Annotated in this window: 18 protein-coding genes; 14 read left to right on the top strand and 4 right to left on the bottom strand. The window is 72.7% G+C overall.

Features of this window, described 5'->3' with window-relative positions:
- Positions 1 to 148 precede the first annotated feature (148 nt).
- Complete coding sequence (locus ACIP64_RS09960; protein WP_401583535.1) at positions 149 to 850, top strand: VOC family protein; 702 nt, start codon at positions 149 to 151, stop codon at positions 848 to 850.
- Positions 847 to 1,422 carry a hypothetical protein gene (locus tag ACIP64_RS09955; protein ID WP_401583534.1) on the top strand — a complete coding sequence of 192 codons (576 nt, stop codon included), beginning with the start codon at positions 847 to 849 and terminating at the stop codon, positions 1,420 to 1,422. The genes ACIP64_RS09960 and ACIP64_RS09955 overlap by 4 nt, the downstream gene beginning before the upstream one ends.
- Before the next feature lie 40 nt (positions 1,423 to 1,462).
- Here ACIP64_RS09955 and ACIP64_RS09950 read toward each other — a convergent pair whose 3' ends face one another.
- A complete protein-coding gene (locus tag ACIP64_RS09950; protein WP_401583533.1) occupies positions 1,463 to 4,915 on the bottom strand; it encodes a phosphodiester glycosidase family protein in 3,453 nt (1,150 codons plus the stop codon).
- 262 nt (positions 4,916 to 5,177) lie between these two features.
- A complete protein-coding gene (locus tag ACIP64_RS09945; protein WP_401583532.1) occupies positions 5,178 to 5,849 on the bottom strand; it encodes a hypothetical protein in 672 nt (223 codons plus the stop codon).
- Positions 5,850 to 6,031: 182 nt separating this feature from the next.
- Here ACIP64_RS09945 and ACIP64_RS09940 point away from each other — a divergent pair, with 182 nt between their 5' ends.
- The 11 genes from ACIP64_RS09940 (at position 6,032) to ACIP64_RS09890 (ending at position 20,038) form a co-directional block, all read left to right on the top strand.
- On the top strand, positions 6,032 to 7,207 hold the full coding sequence (locus ACIP64_RS09940) for a sensor histidine kinase (RefSeq protein WP_401583530.1): 1,176 nt from the start codon (positions 6,032 to 6,034) through the stop codon (positions 7,205 to 7,207).
- Positions 7,204 to 7,860: a response regulator gene (locus ACIP64_RS09935; protein WP_401583529.1), complete on the top strand. Its 657-nt coding sequence runs from the start codon at positions 7,204 to 7,206 to the stop codon at positions 7,858 to 7,860. Before ACIP64_RS09940 ends, ACIP64_RS09935 begins: the two co-directional genes overlap by 4 nt.
- Before the next feature lie 157 nt (positions 7,861 to 8,017).
- On the top strand, positions 8,018 to 8,218 hold the full coding sequence (locus ACIP64_RS09930; protein WP_360905365.1) for a cold shock domain-containing protein: 201 nt from the start codon (positions 8,018 to 8,020) through the stop codon (positions 8,216 to 8,218).
- A 203-nt stretch (positions 8,219 to 8,421) separates the two neighbouring features.
- Positions 8,422 to 11,376, top strand: a complete 2,955-nt coding sequence (locus ACIP64_RS09925; RefSeq protein WP_401583527.1) for a M14 family zinc carboxypeptidase — start codon at positions 8,422 to 8,424, stop codon at positions 11,374 to 11,376.
- A 416-nt stretch (positions 11,377 to 11,792) separates the two neighbouring features.
- Positions 11,793 to 12,824: a LacI family DNA-binding transcriptional regulator gene (locus ACIP64_RS09920; RefSeq protein ID WP_401583526.1), complete on the top strand. Its 1,032-nt coding sequence runs from the start codon at positions 11,793 to 11,795 to the stop codon at positions 12,822 to 12,824.
- 129 nt (positions 12,825 to 12,953) lie between these two features.
- Positions 12,954 to 14,225, top strand: a complete 1,272-nt coding sequence (locus ACIP64_RS09915; RefSeq protein WP_401583524.1) for an extracellular solute-binding protein — start codon at positions 12,954 to 12,956, stop codon at positions 14,223 to 14,225.
- Between the two features lie 9 nt (positions 14,226 to 14,234).
- Positions 14,235 to 15,197: a carbohydrate ABC transporter permease gene (locus tag ACIP64_RS09910; RefSeq protein WP_401583522.1), complete on the top strand. Its 963-nt coding sequence runs from the start codon at positions 14,235 to 14,237 to the stop codon at positions 15,195 to 15,197.
- Between the two features lies 1 nt (position 15,198).
- The gene (locus ACIP64_RS09905; RefSeq protein WP_360905375.1) at positions 15,199 to 16,095 is read left to right on the top strand and encodes a carbohydrate ABC transporter permease; all 897 of its coding nucleotides are present in this window, start codon (positions 15,199 to 15,201) and stop codon (positions 16,093 to 16,095) included.
- 87 nt (positions 16,096 to 16,182) lie between these two features.
- Entirely contained in the window at positions 16,183 to 17,196 is a 1,014-nt protein-coding gene (locus ACIP64_RS09900; RefSeq protein WP_401583819.1) for a glycosidase, read from the top strand.
- Complete coding sequence (locus ACIP64_RS09895) at positions 17,196 to 18,416, top strand: Gfo/Idh/MocA family protein (RefSeq protein WP_401583520.1); 1,221 nt, start codon at positions 17,196 to 17,198, stop codon at positions 18,414 to 18,416. Before ACIP64_RS09900 ends, ACIP64_RS09895 begins: the two co-directional genes overlap by 1 nt.
- On the top strand, positions 18,413 to 20,038 hold the full coding sequence (locus ACIP64_RS09890) for a glycoside hydrolase family 13 protein (RefSeq protein WP_401583518.1): 1,626 nt from the start codon (positions 18,413 to 18,415) through the stop codon (positions 20,036 to 20,038). The genes ACIP64_RS09895 and ACIP64_RS09890 overlap by 4 nt, the downstream gene beginning before the upstream one ends.
- A gap of 7 nt (positions 20,039 to 20,045) precedes the next feature.
- Here ACIP64_RS09890 and ACIP64_RS09885 read toward each other — a convergent pair whose 3' ends face one another.
- Entirely contained in the window at positions 20,046 to 21,017 is a 972-nt protein-coding gene (locus tag ACIP64_RS09885; protein WP_401583516.1) for a transcriptional regulator, read from the bottom strand.
- A 77-nt stretch (positions 21,018 to 21,094) separates the two neighbouring features.
- Here ACIP64_RS09885 and ACIP64_RS09880 point away from each other — a divergent pair, with 77 nt between their 5' ends.
- A complete protein-coding gene (locus ACIP64_RS09880) occupies positions 21,095 to 22,291 on the top strand; it encodes an MFS transporter (protein ID WP_401583514.1) in 1,197 nt (398 codons plus the stop codon).
- A 40-nt stretch (positions 22,292 to 22,331) separates the two neighbouring features.
- Here the strand turns inward: ACIP64_RS09880 and ACIP64_RS09875 are convergent, their stop codons facing one another.
- A complete protein-coding gene (locus ACIP64_RS09875; protein WP_401583512.1) occupies positions 22,332 to 22,790 on the bottom strand; it encodes a hypothetical protein in 459 nt (152 codons plus the stop codon).
- Position 22,791: the final 1 nt, after the last annotated feature.

The following is a 22,791-nucleotide window of genomic DNA, read 5'->3' as shown; positions in this document are numbered from 1 at the left end:
TCACCGGCGGCCGTTGTGGCAGGGGCCGACCCGGAGGGAGCGGTGGCCTCGCCGGAGAAGGAGGCCGGCCTGCGCCTGGCGCGGAGGCCGAACGCCGGTCGCGCGCGATCCGGCGACCCGGGTCGCGCCCGGCTGCGAGGATGCCCGTATGGAGCGGAAACTGAGCCGGCAGGAAGCCTCGGACGCGGTCGGCGGCCACGGATGGCGCTACATACTGGGCGCGTTGCAGACATCGGTCCCCGCCGGGTCGATGGCGCAGGGGGCCGCGCTGGCGGCGGAGGCCGTCGCGGTCTGCGGCGACGACGCCGACGGGCACCTCTGGGTCGACGTCCGCCCGGGGCGGGTGCTGCTCACCCTGCAGTCGCTCGCGCACGCGGCCGTCACGTCGCTCGACGTCGACCTCGCGTGCCGCGTCTCCGCCGCGATGCGCGCCGCCGGGTCGCCGGCGGACCCCGGAGCCGGCACGGGCGAGGGCCGGTCGGTGCAGCTCCTGGAGATCGCGATCGACGCACTGGACATCGCCGGTGTCCGGCCGTTCTGGAATGCGGTGCTGGGCTGGACCGACGAGGCGGGCGCCGACGGACCCGAGGACCCGCTGGTCGACCCGGAACGGCAGGGCCCGGCGGTCTGGTTCCAGCGGATGGACCGGGCACGCCCGCAGCGCAATCGCATCCACCTCGACATCAGCGTCCCGCACGACGAGGCACCCCGCCGGATCGAGGCGGCACTTGCGGCCGGCGGCCGGCTCGTGTCCGCGAGCCGTGCCCCCGCGTTCTGGGTGCTCGCCGACAAGGAGGGCAATGAGGCCTGCGTGACGACCTGGCAGGGCCGCGACGGGGCGGGCTCGTGACCCCGTACTCCCTGGCGTTCTACGTGGACGTCGTCACCACGGGCACGGTGCTCGGCGTGGGGTCCGCGGATTCCCCCGAGCGCGTCACCGCGGTGCTGGGACCCCGCTTCGCCGAGGGCGGCTTCGACGACGTCAGCCTGTTCCGTGACTACGGCCTCGCCGAGTTCTACTGGCACCGCGCGTCCACCGGTGACCTGTGGGAGGGGCACCATGTCACCCTGCAGGTGCACCGGCTCGCGGACCGGGATCGCGGCATCGTGAACGAGGTGCTGCGCGCCCGGTACGGGCGTTTCGCGCCACGGCTGCGCTTCGAGAAGCTGCGACGGTTGCTGGACAGGCGCGGCGTGCCCTTGGTGGAGGTCCCCGAGATATCGGCGAACGCCCCGTACTTCCGCACCTACTGGCAGCCCCGCGTGCAGGTGGGCGTCTCCGTCATCGGTATCCACGGCGAGTACAGCACGCCGGACCGTCTGCGGGTCGGTGACGTGTACAAGATCCACGTGCCGATGACCGCCCGGGAAGTGGAATGGCGCAGGGCACAAGGGGCGTCCGCCACAACTGCCGCGCCGTGACCCGGCGACCGTGCGGGGGCACGGTCGCCGGGCCGGGGGATCAGCGGCGGCCCACCGTGATGGTGTGCTGCGTGGCCACCCCGTTGACGGTGACGCGGAGGACCGCGGTACCGGCGCGGAGCGCGGTCAGGTCGCCGGTGGCCGGGTCGTAGGAGACGACCGCGGGACCGCCCTCGGTGCGGCCGGCGATCTCGACGCGCGAGCCGGTCCAGGAGGCGCTGACCGGCCAGGCCACCGGGACGGCACGTGTGCCGTCCTGCGTGACCGTCGCGGACGCCTTGGCCCGGTCGCCGACCGTGAGCGTGTCCGGCGCGCTGAGGTCCACCGCGTCGGTGCGGACGTGCACTTCCGCGCGGAGCCAGGCGTCGGAGTCACGGGTGGGGACGGCGAACGTGTCGGTGACCCGCCCCTTGGCCGGGTCGATGCCCAGCATCGTCCAGCCGGTGAAGCCGCCGTTGTCGGGCGTGCTGGCCGGGTTCTTGCCGGAGTTGCCGTTGACCAGGTAGGAGACGCCGTCGATCTCGGACGCCGAGAACGCGCCGACGTGACCGCCCACGAACGCGGCGGACTTGTGGCCCTGGGCCCGGAAGTCGGCGAGCCACTGCTCGACGAGCGCGGCCTCCTTGCGGTCGCCGAGCTGGCTGGCCTTGTCCGGCAGCGGGTCCTCGGTGGGGTGGTGCTCGAAGACCACGACGCCGCTGACGGAGCTGTCGGCTGCCGCGGTCGCGAGCTGGTCGTGCAGCAGCTGGAGCTGGGCGAAGCCGCCGCCGCGCAGGGTGCCGCTGGAGGAGTCCAGGGTGATGAAGCGGGTGCCCTCGGAGTCGAAGACCGACGTGGTGTCGCCGAACTCCGCCTTGAAGTTGACGGGCGTCCCGGGGCCCATCACCTCGTGGTTGCCGGGCACGTAGTGCCACGGGATGGTGCCGCCGGTGCGGGCGTCGAACTCGTCCAGGAGCGTGCGGGCCAGCTTGAAGTCGGCGGGCGAGCCCTCGTCGACGAAGTCGCCGTCGATGACCAGCATGTCCGGCTTGGCGTCGGCGATCTCGGCCAGCGTCCGGCGGGCCGCCTCCACCAGCGGGCTGTTGGGGTCGCGGGCGACGAACTGGGCGTCGGACATGACGGCGACGCGCAGCGGACGCCCGTCGACGGTGCCGTTGGTCACCACCACGGGGTCGGCGACCTTCGGCTGCACGGGCAGCTCCACGTCCGGGGCGACCTTGACGCGCAGGTCGCTGACGGTCACCTTGCCAGTGTACGAGCGGGCGGCGCTGGTCTCCAGCAGCCGGACCCGCTGGAAGGTGAGCGGGTACGGCGTGCCGACGGGCACCGGGAACTCGACCTTGCGCCAGCCGGTCCAGGTGATCAGGGGGCCGTCGAGGTTGGCGGTCACGCCCGCGCCCGTGCAGTACTGGAGCCGCGGCCACTCGCCGTTGCCGTCGCCGTTGATCCACATGGTGACGGCCTGCGGCTGGCCGGGCAGCTGGATCTGCTGCGGCGGCACGGCGTACTGGCCGCGCGTGGCGGTGGACTTGGTGAAGTCGTACGTGAGGGCCAGGCCGGGCGCGCCGTCGTGGCCGGCGGCCGGGGTGACCGAGCCGCCGGGCGCGCGGTCGTTCGCCGAGGTCCAGGCGGCCGCGTCCGACAGGTCCGCGAAGGACTTCTCGGCCAGGCCGACGGTGACGGCCACGTCGGTGGTCATCGTGCCGACCGTCAGGTGCAGGGTGGCGGAGGCGCCGTCGGCGAGGCCGCGTACGGTGAACGTCGCGTCGTCCGCGGGGGTCAGCGAGACGACGCCGTCGCCGCCGGTGACCTTGATGTCGGAGGCCTCGATCGGGGCGGAGTCGCCGAGGGCGTCGTAGCCGGTGACCGTCAGGCGCGCCGAGTCGTCCAGGCTGTCGAGCGCCACCAGGCTGCTGCTGGGGGTGATGCGCACGGCCGGAGCGAGGACGGTCAGCTTCATCGTGCCGCTCACGCCGTGGCTGGCACTCGCCTCGACCTCGCTGGTGCCGGAGTGCTTGCCGGTGACCACGGCGGTGCTGCCGTCGCCGCCCTTGACCGCGGCCAGGGAGTCGTCCCGCCAGTGCACGCGGGGGGTGGGCGCGGGCGTGTACGTCTCGTCGTGCGCCAGGGCCTTGACGGTGCGGTGCAGGTCGGGGAAGACCTTGTCGGAACCGTCGGCCGTCAGGGCCGGGAGGACGCGGAAGCCGCGGGCCTCGCCGGAACCGGGGGCGGCGAACAGGCCGAGGCCGTTGGCGACCTGGCGCTCCGAGCCGTCCGAGGGGCTGTTGACCAGACCCGTCACGCTCTCGCCGGGCAGGCGGGCGGCCATGGTGGTCGAGCCGCCGCCGTCCATGTTGAGGGCGTTGACGGCGCCGAGGCCCTTCATGAAGGCGCCGAGCTCGTTGAGGTCCATGCCGCGGCTGTTGGTCTGCTTGCCGTCGATCGCGACCAGGTACATGGTGCGGCCGTCGGCGGAGAAGCCCACGCTGGTGCGGGAGGTGGCGGTGACGGTGTCGCCGTCGGTGTAGTGCTTCACCACGCCGTCCGCGACCAGGACCTGGCCGCCGCCGACGGCGACCGCCACGTCGCCGAAGTCGGCGCGCGGGCGGTAGGCGACGTTCACGGAGTCCCCGGGCACGAGGCCGGACAGCGCGTCGGCGCCCGCCTCACGGCCGAGCAGCACGCTGGTGCCGGCCGGGACCGGGCCGCTGCTGACGGAGGTGTGCACCTCGGTGACCTTGCCGTCGCGCAGCCACACCTCGGCGACACGGCTCGCGCCGCTCACGGGCTTGGTGCGCGGGGACGGGCCCCACTGGTCGGTGAACAGGCCGATGCCGCCGGCCGCCAGGACCGGGGAGTTGACGCTGGACAGCTTCAGGTGCTGCGTACCGCCGACCGTGACCTCGCCCTCCAGGAACACCTGGGCGAGCCGGCCGAGGCCGTCCGCGCCGATCGCGACGGTCTGGCTGCGGCCCTCGGTGGGGGAGTTGATGAGCCCGCCGTCGCGCGACACGGCGCCGCCGACCGGGGCCTCGGTGTCGTTCATGTCGAAGTAGTCGCCGTTGATCGCGGCGACCGCCCCGGTGCGCTTGGCCTGCTCGGTGACCCGGGACTTCCCGGTGACCGTGCCGGAGGAGATGTAGTCCACCTTGACCCGGTCGTCCGCCAGATCCGCGACGAGCACCTGCCCGCGCACCCAGCCGTCCGCCTCGAAGCGGTCGAAGCGCGTGAGGTTCAGCCCGGGCGCGATGGGCGTGCGGTCCTCGCGCGTGACGATGGACTGGCCCGGGGTGCTCGGGATGAGGCCCTGGACGGAACCGGCGGGCTTCGGCGCGTCGGCGGTGGCCGACATCAGGTGCTCGGGCGTGAGCGCCTGGGCGGTCGTCATCATGCCGGCACCGATGCTGAGCGCCGTGGCCAGGGCCAGGACGACGGCACCGCGCCGGGCCGCGGCACGCGGCCGCGGGACGACGGAGTCAAAGGGAAGGGGCACTGGCTGACTTCTTTCCGTGGAATGGCCGGGGGTCATCGCCCAGTCGATGTGCCGCCGGTGTCGAAGCACCCCGCGGTGGGTGATCATCGGGGATGTTCGCTGTGAACATCCTGTGACGCGTCCTGCTTTGAGCGCGGTAAGTGGTGTACGGCCCCGACTGTCCGGGGCCGTACATGATCGGGCCGCCCCGACCGACCCCGTTGGGAACGCCGGGCGCGGCGTTCGCCTCCCCCTCGGGGGCGAACGCCGCGGCCGGACGCCGTCAGACCGTGCCGGCGGTCGCCGGCTGCGCGGCGGGCTGCCCGGTGGCGTCCGCGGTGCGGCGGGCCCGAAGGGCCATGACCACGAAGGCGGCGGTCAGGACGGCATACATCAGGACGGCGTTGTACGAGCTGGGGGAGAAGTCCGCGAAGAGGGCCAGGAAGCCCGCGGGGGCCAGCCAGACCGGGAGGGCGCCGGCCCGCCACAGGCCGATCGTCAGCACGACCAGGCCGAGGTCGAAGGCGAACAGCCGGGCCACCAGGACGACCATCGCGGCCACGCCGTTGGAGATGGTGTCGTTGGCGGAGGCCATCGCCGTCAGGTTCTCCGCCGTGGCCAGGTCGCGGATGGCCAGCAGGAGGAACGGGTGGGCGACCAGGGCCAGGGAGCCGGTGATCGCCATGGTCCCGCCGATCCGTACGGCCACGCGGCCCCGGCCGGTGACCGCCGGCACCAGCCGGACGAGGCCGACGACGAAGAGGGCCGCGCCGACGATCGCGAGCAGGTCGGCGACGAGGAAGGCCCCGGCGTGGGCGGAGACGAAGCGCAACTCGTCCGCCGGCGTGGACGTCGTGTCGCGCGGGACGACGAGTTCGGACACCAGCCCGAGGACCGGCGCGGCGGCGAGGGCGGCGAAGGACAGCGCGGGGGCGCGCCAGGTGTGGTGAAGCATGATCCCCTCCATTGACTGCGGCCGGAACGCCCGGCACACCGAGGACGGTGTCAGCCGCGGCCGACCCGCACCCGGCCCCGCGGTGCCCGCCCGCTCCGCCCGCGGGGGGAATCCCGGCGGCGCGAACCGGTACCACAGGGGGAACCGGCGCCGACTTCGCCCGCCCTGTACTCCCCACCGTGTTGGCCAGTCGCAGTCGGCTCGAACTCCTCATCGACATCGCTCCGGCGGTCCTGCTCTGCCTCCTCGGTGTGGTCGAGCTGACGGACTCGCCCCTGAACCCCGAGGCCGGACCGCAGCATCTGCTGGCGGTCGTGGTCACGACCTGCGCGCTCGCGGTGCGCCGGCGGCACCCGCTGACGGTGGCCCTCGGCATCGCCACGGCCATGGCCCTGACCGCGCTCGGCGCCGAACCGTCCGACGAAGTGGCGGTGCTGCTCGCCCTGATCGTCGCCGTGTACAGCGCCGCGGCCTATCTGCCGACGGTTCAGCTGGTGGCCGCGGCCGCGGCGAACTCCGCCTCACTCGTGGTGGCGATCCTCAACGACCCCTCGGACTCCGATCCCGGCAACGTCGTGCCGACGATCGTGCTGTTCGTGGTGCTCCCCGCCGTGGTGGGTGCCGCCTACCGGCGCCGCCGCACGGCCGTGCAGCACCTCACCGCCCAGGCGGAGGAGCTGCAGCGCACACGGGACGAGCAGGCCCGCCGTGCGGTCGCCGCCGAACGGCAGCGCATCGCCAGGGAACTGCACGACCTGGTCGCCCACGCGGTGAGCGTGATCGCCGTCCAGGCGGAAGCGGGCCGCGGGATGCTGGAGACGGACCGGGCCACGGCGGGACGGGCGTTCGCGGCGATAGCCGATGCCTCGCGCGGTGCCCTGGTGGAACTGGCCCGGCTGCTGAGGTTGCTGCGCGACGACGACCCGGTGGCCTCCGCCGTGGCCGCCGAGCCCGAACCGCTGGTGCCCCAGCCGCACTTCGACGACCTGGACCGGCTGGTGTCCACCATGGGCGCGGCCGGGCTCACGGTGCGCACGGCGACGGAGGGCCTGCCGCGCCCGCTCGACCAGGGTGTCTCGCTGTGCGCCTATCGCGTCGTCCAGGAGTCGCTGACCAACGCGCTTAAGCACTCCGCCTCCGAGGTGGCCGAGTTGAGGCTGCGCTACGACGAGCACGTGCTGGAGATCGAGGTGCACACGGACGCCGGGGTCGGCGACTCCGGCCGCGGCGGCACCGGCAAGGGACTCGTCGGCATGTGGGAGCGTGTCGTGGTCTGCGGCGGCAGCCTGACGCTCGACGTGTCCGCCGGTTTCACCGTACGGGTGCGGCTGCCGCTCGCGGTGGGGGTCCCGGCGTGATCCGCGTGGTCGTCGCCGACGACGAGATGCTGATCCGGCACGGGCTCGCGGCCATCCTCTCCGGCGAACCGGACATCGAGGTGGTCGCGGAGGCCGCGGACGGGGTGGAGGCGCTCGGCGAGGTGCGGCGCACGGATCCCGATGTCGTGCTGATGGACATCCGCATGCCCCTGCTGGACGGGATCGAGGCCACCCGCAGGCTCGCCCGGACCGCACCGCGCAGCTGGGTCCTGGTGCTCACCACCTTCGATCTCGACCAGTACGTGTACCACGCGATGCGGGCCGGGGCCTCGGGCTTCCTGCTCAAGAGCGCGCCGCGGCACCAACTCACGGCCGGGGTGCGCACGGTGGCGGCGGGCGACGCGCTGCTGGCCCCGATCCTCACCCGGCGGCTGCTGGAGGAGTTCCTCAGCGGGCCACCGCCGGGCGCGGCGGCCCAGCCCGTCCTCGACGACCTGACGCAGCGCGAGCTGGACGTGCTGCGCCTGGTGGGCCGGGGCATGTCCAACACCGAGATCGGGACGGTGCTCTGCCTCGCCGAGAGCACCATCAAGACCCACGTGGGCAATCTGCTCGGCAAGCGGGGACTGCGGGACCGGGCCCAACTGGTGGTTCTCGCCTACGAGTCGGGCCTGCTGCGCCCCGGGCACTGACCGCGGAGGGCCCGCGGACGCGGCCCGCCCCATCCCGCCGCCGTCCCGGGGGATAGACGTCCCCGCCATCGGGTAGGCAGGCTCCGGGGCCCGCAGCCGCGGGGGCCCGCCGGCGCACCTGGTGCGCCGCCACATCGGCACATGAGGGATGGACACGGTGGCATCTGGAGTCGTGAAGTGGTTCAACGCCGAAAAGGGCTTCGGCTTCATCGCACAGGACGGGGGGCCGGACGTGTTCGCCCACTACTCCAACATCGTCGGTAACGGCTACCGCGAGCTCCAGGAAGGCGAGGCGGTCACTTTCGAGGTGACGCAGGGCCAGAAGGGCCCGCAGGCGGAGAACATCGTCCGCGGCTGACCCGCCTGCCGCCCGCAGCCCGTGTCCCGTACGAGCGGGGCCGCTCCCCAGGGGGGCGGCCCCGCTCGTCGTGCCTTCGGCCGGCACCGCCGCCGGGGCCCACGAGGTGCCCGTGACCTAAGTAGGCCTTGAGACACCCTTGACGGTGGCGTGAACTTCTTATGGTATGGGCGTCCTTGTCGCAGACCATGTGAAGGAGAGTCGTGAGACCCAGAGTCTTAACGACCGTCGTTGCCGGCGCTCTCATCCTCTGCAGTGCGGCCATCGCGCCCGTCGCCCAGGCCCGGAGCACGATCCCGGCCAGGGGTGACGCGGACGAGGTCAAGGTGTTCCGTGCGGAAGTCACCAAGAGCCAGATCCCGTTGCTGCTGGAAGCAGGGCAGGACGGTCACGAACTGAGCGAGCAGGCGCCCGTCAACGGCACCGCCTCGGTCGAGGTCTACCTCACCGACAAGCAGGCCGGGCAGCTGGAGCGCAAGGGCGTGCGGCTCACGGAGCACACCATCGCCGCCAAGTCCGAGGCGCGCCTCCAGAGCGCCGCCGAGGGCGTCTTCCGGCCGTACAGCGGCCCGGGCGGCATCAAGGAGGAGATCCTTGCCGCGGGCCAGGCGAACCCGAACCTGACCAAGGTCGTCTCCATCGGCAAGACGGTGAACGGTCAGGACATCCTCGCGCTGCGGCTCACCAAGGACGCGAAGAAGTCCAAGGACGGCTCCAAGCCTTCCGTGCTGTACATGTCCAACCAGCACGCGCGGGAGTGGATCACGCCGGAGATGACCCGCCGGCTGATGCACTACTACCTGGACAACTACGCCACCGACCCGCGCATCAAGAAGATCGTCGACACCACCGAGCTGTGGTTCGTCATCTCGGCCAACCCGGACGGCTACGACTACACGTTCCAGGACCCGGGCAACCGCCTGTGGCGCAAGAACCTGCGGGACGTGAACGGCGACGGCGTCATATCCGCCGGCGACGGCGTCGACCTCAACCGCAACTTCGGCTACAAGTGGGGCTACGACGACGAGGGTTCGTCCCCCAGCCCCGCCAGCGAGACCTACCGCGGCGCGAGCCCCGGCTCCGAGCCGGAGACGAAGGCGCTGGACTCCTTCGAGAAGCACATCGACTTCACCTACGGCATCAACTACCACTCCGCCGCCGAACTGCTGCTGTACGGCGTCGGCTGGCAGGTGGCGACGGACACCCCCGACGACGTCCTGTACAAGTCGCTGGCCGGCACCCCGGCCAACTCCGCGATCCCGGGCTACCACCCGCAGGTCTCCTCGGAGCTGTACACGACCAACGGCGAGGCCGACGGCCACGCGGCCAACGTCAACGGCATGGCGATGTTCACGCCCGAGATGTCGACCTGCCAGACCGCTTCCAACAGCGTTCCGGACGACCAGTGGAAGGCGGCCGACTGCCAGTCCGTCTTCAACTTCCCGGACGACGAGGGGCTGATCCAGGGCGAGTTCGAGAAGAACATCCCCTTCGCGCTCTCGGTCGCGGAGACCGCCGCCCACCCCGACACCCCGTCCTCCTCGGTGGGCCTGGATGCGGCGGACTTCACCCCGGCGACCTTCGGCACCTCGTACTCCCGCGGCTCCGACCAGGAAGTCTCGGTCGTCATCCGCCAGTCGCTGCGTGACAAGACGCTCAACTACCGTGTCAACGGCGGCCGTACGCAGGGCGAGGCGCTGCACTCCTGGAACGGCGGCGAGACCTACGGCGGCGAGGACAACCTCTACTTCGACGAGTACCGCGCGAAGGTCAGGGACGGCGAGCCGGGCGACAAGGTCGAGGTGTGGTACACCGCCGAGACCAAGAGCGGCCAGCGGGTCTCCAGCACGCCGTTCACCTACACCGTGGCCGACCGGCCCAAGGCGGACACCCTCGTCGTCGCCGAGGAGGGCGCCCCGGCGACGCAGGCGCAGGCCTACGTCGACGCGCTGAAGGCCAACGGCCACAAGGCGGCGGTCTGGGACGTGGCCACGCAGGGCGCGCCGGACGCGCTCGGTGTCCTCGGGCACTTCCGCACGGTCGTGCACTACACCGGCGGCGCCATCCCCGGCAACGCCACCCAGCTGCAGCTGCGCGCGTACCTCAACGAGCGCGGCAAGCTGATCGAGGCGGGCGAGCGGGCCGGCGGCACCGTCGACCTCGGCGGCGGCAACCCCTCGGACGACTTCAGCCAGTACTACCTGGGTGCCTACTCGCGCACCTCGACCCCCGGCGCCACCGCCTTCACCGGCTCCGGCGTCCTGGGCGGCTTCGCCGGTCCGCTCGGGGCCGCGCCCGGCAACCCGCTGGACCGGGCGGGCACGTACCGCGTCACGTCCGACAACCTGTCGGTCGCGGACTACCCGCAGTTCGCGAGCGCGGGCGCGGGCAGGTTCGACGGGACCGCGCCGCCGAACGCACCGTACGCCGGCGCCTTCATGGCGGCGGCCGTCCACGCGGACGACTCGTACGACCGGCTGACCCGCACCATCGACCTGACGGGGGTGACCGCGGCCGACGCGCCCGCGCTCCGCACCCGTCTGCTCTGGGACACCGAGCCGGGATACGACAACGCGCTCCTGGAGATCCACACCGTCGGCGCGGACGACTGGACCACGCTCCCCGACACCAACGGCGGTACCCGTACCGACGTGCCGGCGGAGTGCGAGGCCGGGTTCTACATCGCCGAGCACCCGTGGCTGAAGCACTACCTGACCCCGGGGGCCGACGGCTGCTCCGCGAGCGGTACCACGGGCACGTGGAACAGCTTCACCGGCGCCTCCCAGGGCTGGCAGCAGGTGAACTTCGACCTGAGCCCCTTCGCGGGCAAGAAGGTCGAGGTCTCGCTCAGCTACGTCAGCGACCCGGGCTCCGGCGGCCAGGGACTCCAGGCGGACGAGGCCTCGGTCGTCATCCGCGGTGCGGCCACCGAGACGGAGGGCTTCGAGAGCTCCTTCGGCCCGTGGACCGTCGCCGGGCCGCCCCCGGGCAGCCCGGCCGTCGTCCGTGACTGGCGCCGTACCGGGGCGCTGTTCCAGACGTACGGCGCGGTCACCACGGAGGACACGGTCCTGCTGGGCTTCGGCCTGGAGCACCTCGGCTCCGCGGGCGACCGCGCCGATCTGCTCGGCAAGGCACTGGACTCCCTGGGCCGGTGACCCTCGGCGCGCCCTCCGCGGACGACCGCGGAGGGCGCGCACGGATCGTCCTGAGGGCGGCCCGCACCCCTTTTTCGGGGGAGCGGGCCGCCCGTTCCTTTTCCCGGGCTGCCCGTGATCCAGGGGAATATTTAGGACATTCAACTCAATCCTGCACGTATCGCTGTGCGGTCCCATACAAACTCTTGACACCCCTCGGCATCGAGGTCCAGGGTTCCTCACATCGCTCGTTTAAACCGGTTCAAACGACAGATGAAGCAATCGCTTCGCGAAGATTGCACCGGTATGCGGGCGGCAGAACGTGCTGCTTCCGGCGCCGAGGTCGCCGCCGGACGGCGTGCCTCCGCGCACGTCGCCCGACGGTGCCCGCGATGCCGTGGTGGCTTCCCTTCGCAGCCGTACCCGGAGAGTCCGTCATGGCCCGACGCCCCACCATCGCCGATGTCGCCGCACTGGCCGGCGTGTCCCGGGCCACCGTCTCCTTCGTCCTCAACGACCGCCCCGGAGTCGCCGCCGCGACCCAGCAGCGGGTCCGGGCGGCCGTCGAGAAGCTCGGCTGGACGCCCAGCCGCAGCGCCCGGGCCCTGTCCACGGGCCGGGCGCGGGCCGTGGGGCTGGTGCTGACGCGTGAGCCGGACCTGATCGGCACCGACCCCTTTTTCCCGGCGTTCATGGCGGGCATCGAGTCGGTGATAGCCGAGTCCGGCGACGGCCTGATGCTGCACGTGTGCCGACCCGAGCACGAGACGGACACCTACCGCCGCCTGGTCGACGACCAGCGCGTGGACGGGGTGTTCCTCACCGACCTCCGCGTGGACGACACCAGGCCGGGCCTGCTGCGCGAACTGGGCCTGCCGGGCGTGGCCGTGGGCGCCGACGGCGGTGTCGAGGGCCTGGCGACGGTGAACCTGGACGACCGCCCCGTGGTGACCGGCGCCATACGCCACCTGGTGGAGCTCGGCCACCGGCGCATCGCCTATGTCGCCGGCCCCGAGGAGTACCTGCACGCGCAGCGGCGCCTGAAGGCCTGCCAGGACGCGGTCGCCGAGGCCGGCCTGCCGCCGTGCCCGGTGCTGCCCGGCGGATTCACCGCCGAGGGCGGGGCGCTGGCGACGCAGGAGCTGATCGCGCGCCCCGACCGCCCCACCGCCATCGTGTACGCCAACGACCTGTCGGCGACCGCGGGTATGGCGGTCGCGCAGGAAGCGGGGCTGCGGCTGCCCGAGGACCTGTCGGTCGTCGGCTTCGACGACGTCCCGCTGGCCTCGTGGACCCGGCCCTCGCTCACCACCGGCCGTGCCGACGCCGCCCGTTGGGGCCGTGCCGCGGCGCTCGCCCTGATCGGCACGATCGAGACCGGCGCCACCCCGCACGTGGAACTCGACCCCGCCGCGCTGATGCTGCGCGACTCCACGGGCCCGGCGCCCGTCACGAGACCGCAGCCCTGACCGACCCGCGCGGCCCCGCGTGGCCCGCGTCTCCCGAACGTTTCACTCTCGTGAAAGGCCGTCCCCGTGGCCGGACGACGCCCCGGAACAGCCGTTTCATCCGCATTTGAGAAGATGGAGCACACCGCAATGAAGAAGACCCTCCTCGGAGTTCTCTCCGCCGTGGCCCTGACCGTGCCGCTCGCAGCGTGCGGCAGCGGCGGGTCCGGCTCCGCCGGCGGTGACGACGCCCACGGGCCGATCACCGTCTGGTACTCCAACAACGCCCAGGAAGTCGCCTGGGGCAAGAGCATGGTCGCCGACTGGAACGCCGCCCACCCGGACGAGAAGGTCAAGGCGCAGGAGATACCGGCGGGCAAGAGCTCCGAGGAGGTCATCGGCGCGGCCATCACAGCGGGCAACGCCCCGTGCCTGATCCTGAACACCGCTCCGGCCGCCGTGCCCGGTTTCCAGAAGCAGGGCGGCCTGGTGGCCCTCGACGACTTCCCGGGCGCGGAGCAGTACCTGAAGGCGCGGACCGGCGACCGGCTCTCCCAGTACGCCTCGCCCGACGGCAAGCACTACCAGATGCCGTGGAAGAGCAACCCCGTCATGGTCTTCTACAACAAGCAGCTGTTCAAGAAGGCCGGCCTGGACCCCGAGCACCCCAAGCTCGCCACCTACCAGGACTTCCTGAACACCTCGCGAACCCTGGTCAAGTCCGGCGTGCACGCGGCCATCTGGCCCGCGCCCACCTCCGAGTTCTACCAGTCCTGGTTCGACTTCTACCCGCTGTTCGCGGCCCAGACCGGCAAGCAGCTCGTCGAGGACGGCAAGGCCCAGTTCGCCTCGCCGGACGGCGTGAAGGCGGCCGAGTTCTGGAAGACCATGTACGCGGACCACCTCGCGCCCAACGAGCAGTACAACGGCGACTCCTTCGCCGACGGCAAGGCCGCCATGGCGATCGTCGGCCCGTGGGCGGTCTCCGTCTACGGCGACAAGGTCACGTGGGGTGCCGTGCCGGTCCCCACGGCCACCGGCTCGGCCGCCAAGGGCACCTTCAGCGACGAGAAGTCCATCGGCATGTTCACCGCCTGCCAGAACAAGGGCACCGCCTGGGACGTCCTGAAGTTCGCCACCAGCAAGGAGCAGGACGGCAAGCTGCTGGAGGCCACCGGCCAGATGCCGATGCGCCAGGACCTCGCGGCCGCGTACCCCCAGTACTTCGCCTCCCACCCGGCCTACAAGACCTTCGCCGAGCAGGCCGACCACACCGTCGAGGCCCCCAACGTCCCGAACTCCGTGGAGATCTGGCAGACCTTCCGCGACGCGTACACCAAGTCCGTCATCTTCGGGAAGGGCGACGTGAGCAGCGCCCTCCAGGAGGCGGCGGGCAAGGTCGACGGCCTCGCGAAGCAGTGAGCCGGCGCCATGTCCTCCACGCAGCATGACCTCGTCCGCCCCGGGCCCACGCGGCCCGGGGCGCGCCCCCGGACCGCACGGGAGCCGCGGCCCGGCAGGCTGCGCCTCGCCGGCCGGCACCCGATCGGCATCGCCTTCGTCTCGCCGTACGTGCTCTACCTGGCCGCGATCTTCCTGTACCCGCTCGGCTTCGCGGTGTGGATGTCCTTCCACGACTACTTCTTCGCCGCGCCCGGCGCCCAGGTCGACCGCCCGTTCGTGGGGCTGGCCAACTACACCGCCGTCCTGACCGATCCCGCGGTGTGGAACTCCTTCCTCAACATCGCGATCTTCCTGGTCATCAACGTCCCGCTGACGGTGGGCGCGTCCCTCGTGCTCGCCACGGCCCTCAACTCCAAGCTGCGCGGGCGGGCGTTCTTCCGCACGGCCTACTACGTGCCGTACATCACCGCGAGTGTGGCGGTCGTCGGCGTGTGGCTGTTCCTGTTCAACTCGAACGGCCTGGTGAACCAGGCCCTCGGGCCGCTCGCGCCGCACCCGTCGTGGCTGGTCAACTCGCACCTGGCGATGCCGACCATCGCGGTCTTCGTCGCCTGGAAGCAACTGGGCTTCTTCATCGTGCTCTACCTGTCGGCGCTGCAGAACGTGCCCGGAGAGCTCTACGAGTCGGCGTCCCTCGACGGCGCGGGCAAGGTGCGGATGTTCTGGTCCATCACCGTGCCGGCCGTGCGCACCGCGACCCTTCTGGTGCTGGTCATGGCGACGGTGACGGGCGCGAACCTGTTCACCGAGCCGTATCTGCTGACGAGCGGCGGCGGCCCGGACGGCGCCACCACCTCACCGGTGCTGCTGATGTACCAGCGCGGCCTCCAGCAGGGCCACCCCGACGAGGCGGCCGCGATCGGGGTGATCCTGGTGGTGCTGATCACCGCGATCTCCCTCGTCTACCGCCGCGTGCTGGAGAGGGACTGACATGGCCGACGCCCACGCCCCCACGCTGACGCGCCGTCCGGCGGCGCACCACAGCCCGCACACGCACTCCGGCGTCCGCCGGATCCTGTCGCGGCTGGCGCTGCTCGCCGGAGCCTTCGCGTTCCTCTTCCCCTTCTACTACATGCTCATCGGCTCGCTCCAGCGCGAGCCCGACAGCAGCCCGGCCGGGGCGTTCCCCCGCCCGGGCAACCTCTCCCTGCACAACTACACCGAGATCAACTCGGCGATCTCGCTGGGCCGTTCCCTGGTCAACTCGGGGATCTTCACCGGCGGCGTCATCATCTGCACCACCGTCTTCGGCCTGCTGGCGGGCTATGCCCTGGCCCGGCTGCACTTCCGCGGCAAGGGCACCACCTTCGCCATGGTGCTGCTGGTGCAGGTCGTCCCGTTCCAGCTGCTCATGATCCCGCTGTACGTGCTGATCGTGCGGGACTACGGCCTCGCGGACTCCTACCTCGGCATGATCCTGCCGTTCGCCATCAACACCAGCGCGGTCTTCATCTTCCGGCAGTTCTTCCTGCAACTGCCGCAGGCGATGTTCGAGGCCGCCCGCATCGACGGCGCGAACGAACTGCAGATCCTGCTCCGCATCGCGATCCCGCTGTGCAAGCCGGCCATCGCCTCGGTGGTGCTGCTGAGCTTCACCGGGCCGTGGAACGAGTTCCTGTGGCCGTTCCTGGTCACCAAGGAGCAGAACATGCAGCCGCTCGCGGTGTCCCTGGCCAACTACATCAGCACCGTCTCCTCCGCCGCCGCCAACCCGTTCGGCGCGATCCTCGCCGGCGCGTGCGTGCTGGCCGCGCCCGCGGTGGCCCTCTACCTCGTCTTCCAGAGCCGTTTCACCTCCACCGACATCGATTCCGCCACGAAGGGCTGAACCCCTGTGAACGACCGCACCACCGGTACCACCGGCTCCACCGCCTCGACCTCCGTCCCTTACCGCCTCACCCGCGTCGGCGTCGTGATGTCCCCGCTGGCCGGCGAGGCGAACGAGGCCGAGGGCGTGCTCAACCCCGCCTCCGGCCGCACCCCCGACGGAGTCCTGCACCTGCTGCCCCGCCTCGTCGCGGAGGGCAACATCTCCCGTGTCGGCCTCGCCGAGGTCGTCGTCGAGGACGGCGTGCCCACCGGCGTCGAGCGCCGCGGCGTCGTCCTCGCCCCCGACGCCGGATGGGAGCGCGGCAAGAACAACGCCGGCGTGGAGGACCCCCGCACCACCTGGATCGAGGCGCTGGGCCTGCACGTCATGTCGTACGTCGCGTACGGCCCGCTCGGCCCCAAGCCGGCCCTCGCCGTCTCCAAGGACCTGGTCACCTGGGAGCGGCTGGGCCCGATCCAGTTCGCCTACCAGGCCGACCTGGACACTGACCTCAACCTGTTCCCGAACAAGGACGTCGTGCACTTCCCCGAGCCCGTGCCGGGCCCGGACGGCGAGCCTGCCTTCGCCATGCTGCACCGCCCGATGTGGGACCTCGGCTGGTTCCGTCCCGGCGAGGGCGTGCACCTGCCGGCCGGCGTCACCGACGAGCGCCCCGGCATCTGGATCTCCTACGTGCCCGTGGCCGAGGTCGAGAAGGACCTCGGCGCCCTGGCCCGTCCCCGGGACCACCGCCTGGTCGCGCTCTCCGAGCACCCCTGGGAAGAGCTCAAGATCGGCGCCGGCCCGGCCCCGATCCGCGTCGAGGAGGGCTGGCTGCTCATCCACCACGGCGTGTCCGGCAGCATTGACGACCCGTTCGCCCAGCAGCAGAAGGTCAGCTACGCGGCGGGCGCGATGATCCTGGACCCGCAGGACCCGGCGCGCATCCTGGCCCGCACCGACGAGCCCCTGATGGAGCCGGAGACCGAGGAGGAGCGTTCCGGCACCGTCCCCAACGTCGTCTTCCCGACCGCGATCGAGGAGATCGACGGCGTCCGCTACGTCTTCTACGGCATGGCCGACGCCCACATCGGCGTCGCCCGCCTGGACCACGTCTGATGACGACCCCCCTCGGTGTCGGCCTCGCCGGCTGCGGCGCCTTCGGCGCCTACCTGCTGGACGCGATCGCCGGACTGCCCGGTGTGCGCGTCGTGGCCTGCGCCGACCCCGACCGCGACCGTGCCGCCGCCCTCGCGCGGCGGCACGGCGCGGCCGTCTGCCCCGACGCCGCCGCGCTGGCGGACTTCCCCGGGGTGGACGTGGTGGCGCTGGCCACCCCGCCTGCCACCCACGCGGACCTCGCGGTCGGCGCATTGCGCGCCGGACGGCACGTCTTCAGCGAGAAGCCGCTGGCCACCAGCCTCGACGACGCCCTGCGCGTGGAGGCGGAGGCCGACCGTTCCTCCGGTGTGCTCGTCGTCGACCACGTGCTGCGCTACAACCCCGTGCTCCGGATGCTCCAGCGGCTGCGCGGGGAAGGGCTGCTGGACCCGCTGGTGCGCTTCGCCTTCGAGAACGACGCCGCCGACGAGGCCCTGGACCCCGGCCACTGGTTCTGGGACCCCGCCCACAGCGGCGGCATCCACATCGAGCACGGCGTGCACTTCTTCGACGCCGCCCGCGCGCTGATGGGCAGCGACCCCGTCGCCGTCCACGGCACGGAGGTCCGCAGGGAAGGCCGTGAGCCGGTCGGCGCCGTGGACATCGTGGTCGCCACCGCCACCCATCCCGGCGGCGCCGTCGCCACCCACACGCACTCCTTCACCCACGCCCACCGCGCCGAACGCCAGTTGATGCGCCTGGACTACGGCTTCGCCGAGGCCCGCGTCACCGGCTGGATCCCGACGTACGCCACGATCACGGCCTTGACGGACGAGGACGGCGCGCGCCGCTGGGAGGAGCTTCCCGAACGCGCCGCCGATCTGCTGGCCGTCCCCGGCCTGCGGCCGCACGGCGGCGAACGGGTCACCGTCACCGTCGAGCGCGACGCCGGTTCCGCCGCGCCCGCCCGGGGCCGCGGCGTGGTGCGCTCCGTACCCCACCGGGTGACCTGCGTGGCCGACCTGGGCGGCGAGGCGCGCAAGCAGCACGTGTACGCCGAGAGCGTGCGCGCGGCCTTCGCCGACCTGCTGCGCTGCGCGGCCGACGGCGCCACCCCCGTCGCGGACGCGGCGTCCGGGCGGGCCGCGGTCGCCGTCGCGGAGGCCGCCACCCGGTCCGCGGCGACCGGCCGCACCGAACCCGTCCCCGCCCCGCCGACGTTCGAGAGGGCCGTATGAGCACCCCGGAACCGGAGTCCCGCACGCCCTGGTGGCGGGACGCGGTCTGCTACGAGATCTACCCGCGCTCCTTCGCCGACGGCGACGGCGACGGCGTCGGCGACCTCCCCGGCGCGACCGCGCGCCTGGACCACCTGCGCAGGCTCGGCGTGGACGCGGTGTGGATCACCCCGTTCTACCCCTCCCCGCTGGCCGACGGCGGCTACGACATCGCCGACCACACCGCCGTCGCCCCCGACCTGGGCACCGAGGCCGACTTCGACGCCTTCACCGCCCGCGCCCACGAGCTCGGCCTGCGCGTCCTCATCGACCTCGTCCCCAACCACACCTCCGACGCGCACCCCTGGTTCCGCGAGGCACTGGCCTCCGGCCCGGGCTCCCCGGCCAGAAGCCGCTACCTCTTCCGCCCCGGCCGCGGCACGCACGGCGAACTCCCGCCCAACGACTGGCAGTCGGCCTTCGGCGGCCCCGCGTGGACCCGCGTCACCGCACCGGACGGCACCCCGGGGGAGTGGTACCTGCACCTGCACGCACCCGAGCAACCCGACCTCGACTGGCGGCACCCCGAGGTCGTCGCCGACTTCGAACGGATCCTGCGGCACTGGCTCGACCGCGGCGTGGACGGCTTCCGCGTGGACGTCGCCCACACCCTCTACAAGGCGCCCGGCCTCCCCGACGCCGGTCCCGGCCAGCACCAGGACATCCTGCGCAACCACCTGATGCCGTACTACGACCAGGAGGAACTGCACCCGCTGTTCCGCACCTGGCGACGGCTGCTCGACACCCACCCGGCGCCGCCCGGTGCCGTCCCGCCCGGGCAGCGGGTGATGGTCGCCGAGGCCGCCGTCTTCGACCCCGCCCGGCTGGCCCGCTACGTCAGCCCCGGCGAGATGCAGCAGGCCTTCAACTTCGCGTTCCTCGAATGCCCGTGGGACGGGGAGCAGATGCGCGCGGTCGTCGAACGCTCCGTGGCGTCCATGCGCGCCGTCGGCGCCCCCGTCACCTGGGTCGCCTCCAGCCACGACGCGATCCGGCCCGTCACCCGGTACGGCGGCGGCCCCCGCGGCCTGCGCCGCGCCCGCGCCGCCGCGCTGCTGATGCTCGCCCTGCCCGGAGCCGCCTACCTCTACCAGGGCGAGGAACTGGGCCTGCCCCAGGCCCACGTGCCGGACGACCGGCTCCGCGACCCGCTCTGGGAACGGTCCGGCCACCGCGAACGCGGCCGCGACGGCTGCCGCGTGCCGCTGCCATGGGAAGGGACCGCCGCGCCCTACGGATTCAGCACCGCCCCCGCGGACCACTGCTGGTTCCCGCAGCCCGGCGACTGGACGGACCTCACCGTCGCAGCGCAGGAGGACGACCCCGCCTCGATGCTGGAGCTCTACCGCTCCGCGCTGCGCCTGCGGCACACCGCGCCCGCGGACGCCGCCCTCGCGGTCGACGGCCCGGACGACGGCTCGTGGCTCGCCTTCGGCCGCGGCCCCGGACTGCGCTGCCTGACGAACTTCGGCCCCGACCCCGTGCCCCTCGCCCCCGGCGACGACGTCCTGCTGGCCAGCGCCCCGCTCGACGACCGCGTCGTCCCCGCGGACACCACGGTCTGGCTGCGCGGCACGTCCTGACGGCACATCAGTCCGTGTGCTGGGCCGCGACCAGCGCGTCGCCGGCCTCCGTCCGGTAGTACAGGACGGAACGGCCGGCGCGCCGCCGCCGCACCAGGCGGGCGTCGAGCAGCACCTTCAGATGGCGCCCCACCGACCCCAGCCCCTGGCCGGTGAGGGCGACCAGCTGCGTCGTGCTCTTCGGCGTGCCGACGAGCACCAGGACCGCGGCCCGCCCGGGACCGAGCAGCGCACCCAGCGCCTCGGGGACCCGCGGCCCGCCCGCCTCGGCGAGAGCCCCCGAGCACGGGTAGACCACCGCGTACCGCAGGGGCTCGTCCCACGACACCCACCCGGCGACCGGCGTGACCGGCACGAACATCAGCCGGGCCCCGGACACGTCGCGCGGCGGGTTGTCCCGCGTGTTGATCTGCAACCGGCCCTCGCCGAGCCAGCGCATCCCCGGGCGCATGGCGTCCAGCGCCTCGGCCCAGCCGCCCCGGCTCAACTGCGCCGTCCGCGCCACGATGTCGGCCTCGATCACGCGCCGCCGCCGCGGCCAGTCCGGCAGGACCGTGTGCGTCCACACCCACGTGAGGACGTCCGCGGCACGCACCGCCAGATCCGGCTGGCGCAGCGGCGGCGGGACCGTGCCGCCGGCCGACACCGCCATGTGCGCCAGGGCGAGGTCCGGCGGCGTCCCGCGGACCGGGGACAGTTCCTCCTCGAAACCGGGGCTGCCGTCACCGGCGGGCGTGGGCGTCAGGAAATCGGCGTTCCAGGCGCCGCCCAGCGCGACGCGCACCAGCAGAGCGTTCACCGGGTCCCCGCCCACCCGCTCCCGGTACGCGGGCAGATGGGTGTCGAGCCACGCCCGCTCCCCGGGGTGCGCGGCGCTGCCCCGGTCCAGGAGCTTCAGGCTCGCGATGGCCTCGGCCAGCGGGGAGACCACGAAGCGGCTGCCCACCAGCGTCTCGGTGTTGACCTGCCACCAGCCCATCCCGCCCCGCCTCCCTGTCGTTTCGCGTCCGTGCGAAACATTAAGCGCACGGCGCGCCGCCCCCGACACTCCGTTGCATGCGCACCTACCGAGAGCTGTTCCGCACACCGGAGTTCACCCCGCTGTTCCTCGCCGCCACCGCCCAGGTGGCGGCGCAGACGGTGGGCGGACTGGCCCTGAGCACCCTGGTCTACGACGCGACCCGCTCCCCGCTGCTGTCCGCGCTGGCCATGTTCGGCCCGTCCCTCGCGCAAGTGGCCGGGGCCACCCTGCTGCTGTCCGCGGCGGACCGCCTGCCGCCGCGGGCCGCGCTGAGCGCCGTCTCGCTGCTCTTCGCCCTCGGTACCGCCGCGCTGGCCGTCCCCGGTCTCCCGCTGTGGGCCGCTTTCCTCATCCTGCCCGCCGAAGGCCTGGTCGCCTCCGTGGGCGGCGGGGTCCGCTACGGCCTGCTCCACCAGATCCTCCCCAAGGGCGGCTTCCTGCTGGGCCGTTCCGTGCTCAACATGTCGACCGGCACCATGCAGATCTGCGGCTTCGCCGTCGGCGGCCTCCTGCTCTCCGCCCTGTCGCCGCGCGGCGTCCTGCTCGTCGGTGCCGTCCTGTACCTGGCCGCCTCGGCCGCCACCCGGTTCGGGCTGGCCGCCAGGCCGCCGCGCGCGGCCGGCCGCCCGTCGCCCGCGGAGACCTGGCGGACCAACGTCCTGCTCTGGTCGTCCCGTCCGCGCCGCACCGTGTACCTCGCGCTCTGGGTGCCCAACGGCCTCATCGTGGGCTGCGAGTCGCTCTTCGTGCCGTACACCCCCGCCCACGCCGGGGCGCTGCTGGCCTCCGCCGCCTGCGGCATGCTCGTCGGCGACACGCTGGCCGGCCGCTTCCTCCCGCCCCGATGCCGCGACCGCGCGGGCGCCGTGCTCCGGCTGCTCCTCGCCGCGCCCTACCTGCTCTTCGCCCTGCACCCCGCGCCGGCCCTCGCGGCAGCCGTCGTCGCCCTCGCGTCGGTCGGCTACGCGGCGAGCCTGGTGCTCCAGGAACGCCTGATGGCCCTCACCCCGGACGAACTCAGCGGCCACGCCCTCGGCCTGCACTCCTCCGGCATGCTCGCCTGGCAGGGCCTCGGCGCCCTCCTCGCCGGCACCGTCGCCCAGCACAGCTCCCCGGCCACCGCGATGACGGCCCTGGCCGTCGTCTCCGTCACGGTCACCCTCCTCCTCGCCCCCGGCCTGCGCCCCACGCCGAGCGCCCCGGCAGCGGCGGCCCGTCAACCGGTGTCCTGACGCCGGGGGCGCGGGACACGGCCTGTCAGGCCAACCGCGCCTACCGCGCGATCCGGCCCTCCGGCGTTCCGTAGTACCAATAGCGTTCGGCCGGGGCTGGAGAGAGCGTGCCGGCAGCCAGATCGACGAGAGCCTGCGCCAGCTCAACAAGCGGCGCGGCGGCGATGTGTTCTGCACCCCGCAGAAAGCTGGTCGCGCTCTCCTCCAACTCGGGCCAGGTCGAGACTTCGTCCCGGCTCACGCCACCACGCGCCTCGATCCGGCGAGCCGCCTCCACAACACAGCTGAGGAACATCTGCCGCTGCTCGACGCCGACGTCATCGAGCACGACAGCGAAACTGCCGCCCACCACCGCATGGGTGCGGAGCACCTTCTCCAACTCCGGCCACCACGAGGGCCGCAGGTCCGCCGGCATCTCCGCACCGACGCGCGCTGCTTCGACGAAGAGAACCCCGAGCGCCACGTCGTAGGCCCAGAACATCGCGTCACCGGACGTCACC

The organism is Streptomyces sp. NPDC088733, from assembly GCF_044751185.1.
Lineage (GTDB): Bacteria > Actinomycetota > Actinomycetes > Streptomycetales > Streptomycetaceae > Actinacidiphila.
This window is presented reverse-complemented; position numbering and strand designations above follow the sequence as displayed.